The sequence below is a fragment of the Streptomyces sp. genome, from assembly GCF_036524955.1.
In the GTDB taxonomy this organism is placed as follows: domain Bacteria; phylum Actinomycetota; class Actinomycetes; order Streptomycetales; family Streptomycetaceae; genus Actinacidiphila.
Genome location: NZ_DATDBG010000214.1, coordinates 1 through 4,635 on the forward strand (window position 1 = coordinate 1; position 4,635 = coordinate 4,635).

The 4,635-nt window shown below is 72.5% G+C and carries 3 protein-coding genes; 1 reads left to right on the forward strand and 2 read right to left on the reverse strand.

Translation table 11 applies throughout. From position 1 onward, the window contains the following. The coding region (locus VIW71_RS17335; protein ID WP_331623226.1) for a putative PEP-binding protein at nt 1–1,347 on the forward strand (1,347 nt) is incomplete at its 5' end. A gap of 388 nt (nt 1,348–1,735) precedes the next feature. On the opposite strand, the gene nirD is transcribed toward VIW71_RS17335, so the two are convergent. Next, complete coding sequence (gene nirD, locus VIW71_RS17340; RefSeq protein ID WP_331623227.1) at nt 1,736–2,116, reverse strand: nitrite reductase small subunit NirD; 381 nt, start codon at nt 2,114–2,116, stop codon at nt 1,736–1,738. Further along, the coding region (nirB, locus tag VIW71_RS17345; protein WP_331623229.1) for a nitrite reductase large subunit NirB at nt 2,113–4,635 on the reverse strand (2,523 nt) is incomplete at its 5' end. The genes nirB and nirD, both read right to left, overlap by 4 nt.

Sequence of the window (4,635 nt, forward strand, 5' to 3'; positions counted from 1 at the left end):
CACGCCGCGGTGGTCGCCCGCGGCATGGGCAAGACCTGCGTGTGCGGCGCGGAGGAGCTGGAGGTCGACACCAAACGGCGCCGGCTCACCGCGCCCGGTGGCGTGGTGATAGAGGAGGGCGACGTCCTCTCGATCGACGGCTCCACCGGAAAGGTGTACCTCGGCGAGGTCCCGGTCGTACCGTCCCCGGTGGTCGAGTACTTCGAGGGCCGGATGCACGCGGGCGCGGACGAGGCCGACGAACTCGTGCAGGCGGTGCACCGGATCATGGCGTACGCGGACCGGGTCCGCCGGCTGCGGGTGCGCGCCAACGCCGACAGCGCGGAGGACGCCTCGCGCGCCCGGCGGTTCGGCGCGCAGGGGATCGGGCTCTGCCGCACCGAGCACATGTTCCTCGGCGAGCGGCGCGAACTGGTGGAGCGCCTGATCCTGGCGGACACCGACGCCGAGCGCGAGGACGCGCTCGGGGCCCTGCTGCCCATGCAGAAGGCGGACTTCATCGAGCTGTTCGAGGCGATGGACGGGCTGCCGGTGACGGTACGGCTGCTGGACCCGCCGCTGCACGAGTTCCTGCCCGACATCACCGAACTGTCGGTCCGGGTCGCCCTCGCCGAGTCCCGTGAGGACGCCAACGAGAACGACCTGCGGCTGCTCCAGGCGGTGCACAAACTGCACGAGCAGAACCCGATGCTGGGACTGCGCGGCGTCCGGCTCGGCCTGGTCATCCCCGGACTGTTCGCGATGCAGGTCCGGGCGATCGCCGAGGCCGCCGCCCACCGGCGCTCGGTCAAGGGCGACCCGCGGCCCGAGATCATGATCCCGCTGGTCGGCACGGTGCAGGAGCTGGAGATCGTCCGGGAGGAGGCCGACCGGGTCATCGCGGACGTCGAGGCGGCCACCGGGACGGAACTGAAGCTGGCCATCGGCACGATGATCGAGCTGCCCCGGGCCGCGCTGACCGCCGGCCAGATCGCGGAGGCGGCGGAGTTCTTCTCGTTCGGCACGAACGACCTCACCCAGACGGTGTGGGGCTTCTCCCGGGACGACGTGGAGGCCAGCTTCTTCACCGCGTACCTGGAGAAGGGCATCTTCGGCGTCTCGCCGTTCGAGACCATCGACAAGGACGGCGTCGGCTCCCTGGTGCGGGCCGCCGCGAAGGCCGGCCGCGCCACCCGGCCCGGCCTCAAACTCGGCGTCTGCGGCGAGCACGGCGGCGACCCCGAGTCCGTCCACTTCTTCCACGAGGCCGGCCTCGACTACGTCTCCTGCTCCCCCTTCCGCATCCCGGTCGCCCGCCTCGAAGCGGGCCGCGCGGCGGCGTCCTCCTCGGGGGCGGACACGCGCTGACCCTTCTCTCCCTGCACCCCTTCGACCACCTGACCGGGCCGGGCCCCGGTCCGGCCGGCGGGCGGCCCTCGCCCTGGGGCCCACCCTCACCCGCCGGCTACCTGGCCCCGGCCCCACCCCGCCGGGGGCGGCGCTTCGTGCGGAGGCGCCGCCCCCGGGGATCAACCCGGACCCCGGTACGACGCCGTGGGAGCGGTACTGCATCCACGCCACGGAGCAGAGCGCTTGGGCAACAACGTGACGGCACGCCGGACCAGGCGCCTGAGTTCGGGGAGGAACCTGGGAATGCCGCCCGGCCCACCGGCCGCGGCCCGAAGCGGCCGGGGAGGTGGGGGACACCGAAGGGGCGCCCCGGCTGCTTCGGTCGCCGCCCGCGCCGACCCCCGCTCTAACCCGCGGGCTCCGCGGGCTCCGTCGGGTGGACCACCCGCACCGGATACACCGGCACCCGCACCCCCTCGTCGTCCAGGCACCGCCCGTCCACCAGGTCGAACCGCTGCTTGAGCAGCGGCGAGGCGACGTACGGGCGTCCGTCGGCCGAGCCCAGCAGACCGCGGCAGAGCACGCTCGCGCCGGTGAAGGGATCGACGTTGCCGATCGCGTACGGCGTGCCCGCGCGGTCGCGGAAGAGGGCGGCCTGCCGGCCGCCGGGCAGCAGCACCGCCACGCCGCGTCCGGGTTCCAGCAGGTGGGGCTCGCACACCGGGAACCACATACCCTCGACGAGCAGTTGGACCGTAGCGGTGGTCGGATCGGTCGCGGCGGTCATGCGGTCACCGTTTCTGTCAGGGCCAGCAGTACCGGCTCCGGCTTGATCTGGTCGCGCTCCTCGACGAAGCGGACCGTGGGGTCGGGGGTGTCGGGCGCGTTGACGAAGGAGACGAACCGGCGCAACCGCTCCGGATCGTTGATGGTGTCGGCCCACTCGTCGCGGTAGCCCGCGACATGCCCGGCCATCAGCGCCTCCAGCTCCGCGCAGATTCCCAGCGAATCGTCGACGACCACCTCGCGTACGTGGTCCAGGCCGCCCGGGATGCGCTCCAGCCAGACGCTGGTGCGCTCCAGGCGGTCGGCGGTGCGGATGTAGAACATCAGGAAGCGGTCGATGAGCCGGACGAGTTCGGCGTCCGAGAGGTCCTGGGCGAGCAGGTCGGCGTGGCGCGGCGTGGCACCGCCGTTGCCGCCGACGTACAGGTTCCAGCCGTTCGCGGTGGCGATCACCCCGAAGTCCTTGCTCTGCGCCTCCGCGCACTCCCGCGCGCACCCGGAGACCGCGGACTTCAGCTTGTGCGGCGAGCGCAGCCCCCGGTACCGCAGCTCCAGATCGATCGCCATCCGTACGCTGTCCTGCACCCCGTACCGGCACCACGTCTGCCCCACACAGGACTTCACCGTGCGCAGCGCCTTGCCGTACGCGTGCCCGGACTCGAAACCGGCGTCCACCAACCGGGTCCAGATCAGCGGGAGCTGCTCGACGCGGGCACCGAACATGTCGATCCGCTGGCCGCCGGTGATCTTCGTGTAGAGGCCGAAATCGCGGGCCACCTCACCGATCACGATCAGCTTCTCCGGGGTGATCTCGCCGCCGGGGATGCGCGGCACGATCGAATAGGAGCCGTTCTTCTGCAGGTTGGCCAGGAAGTGGTCGTTGGTGTCCTGCAACGCGGCCTGCTCGCCGTCGAGTACGTGCACCGGCGCGCCGATGGTGGGTGCCAGCGAGGCCAGGATCGAGGCCACGGCGGGCTTGCAGATCTCGCAGCCCTCCCCGCCGCGGGCGCCGTCCCGGCCGTACCGGTCGAGCAGGTCGCGATAGGAGGTGATGCGCAGCGCGAGCACGATCTCGTACAGCTCGGCGCGGGTCTGGGAGAAGCAGGAGCACAGGCCCTTGTCGACGGTGACGCCGTTCGCCTCCAGCTCGGCGGTCACCAGCTGGCCCAGCACCTTGACGCAGCTGCCGCAGCCGGTACCGGCCTTGGTGCACTTCTTGACCTCCGGCACGGTGGTGCAGGAGTGCTCGGTGACCGCGGCGCGGATGGCGCCCTTGGCGACGTTGTGGCAGCTGCAGATCACCGCGTCGTCCGGCAGCGCGGTCGGGCCGAGCGCGACCGGGGCGCCGGCGCCGGCCGGCAGGACCAGCTGCTCCGGGGCGACCGGGGGCACCGTGCCGGTCAGCGGGCGCAGGAGGCCGTACGACTCGCAGTCGCCGACGAGGATCCCGCCGAGCAGCGTGCCGTCGGCGCCGACCACCAGTTTGCGGTACACCCCGGAGCGCGAGTCGGAGTACAGGACGTCCAGGCAGCCGTCGGTGGTGCCGTGCGCGTCGCCGAAGCTCGCCACGTCCACACCGAGCAGTTTCAGTTTGGTGGACAGGTCGGCTCCGGTGAACGCGGCGTCGCCGTCGTCACCGGCGATGGACTTCGCGGCGGTCTCGGCCATCTCGTTGCCGGGCGCGACCAGTCCGTACACCCGTCCGTCGGCGGCGAGCGCGCACTCGCCGATCGCGTACACCGCCGCGTCCGCCGTACGGCAGGACTCGTCGACCACGATGCCGCCGCGCTCGCCGACCGGCAGCCCGCAGGCCCTGGCCAGTTCGTCACGCGGGCGGACGCCGGCCGAGAAGACGACCATGTCGGTGGGCAGCACCGAACCGTCCGACAGGGCCATGCCGCCCACCCGCCCGTCGTCGCCGGTGGTGACCTCCTGGGTGCCGACGCCGGTGTGCACGGTCACGCCCAGACCCTCGACGGTCCGCCGCAGCGCCTCGCCGCCGCCCTCGTCCACCTGCACCGGCATCAGCCGGGGCGCGAACTCCACCACGTGCGTCTCCAGGCCGAGCCCCTTCAGCGCGCCCGCCGCCTCCAGGCCGAGCAGTCCGCCGCCGACGACCGTGCCCTTCGTGGCCCCCTTCGCGTACGCCTCGATCGCCAGCAGGTCCTCGATCGTGCGGTAGACGAAGCAGCCGGGGGCGTCCTTGCCGGGGACCGGCGGCACGAACGGGTACGAGCCGGTGGCCAGCACGAGCGTGTCGTAGTCGACGGTCAGGCCGGACCGGGCCGTCACGGTACGGGCGGCCCGGTCCACCGCCACCGCCGGGTCGCCGACGTGCAGCTCGATGCCGTGCTCCGCCATGAAGCCGTCCTCGACCATCGACAGTTCCTCGGGGGTCGTGCCTTCCGAGAAGTACGAGGTCAGGTGCACGCGGTCGTATGCCGGGCGGGGCTCCTCGCACAGCACGACCACCCGGGCGCGTCGCGTCACCCCCCGGTCGGCCAGCGCCTCCAGGAAACG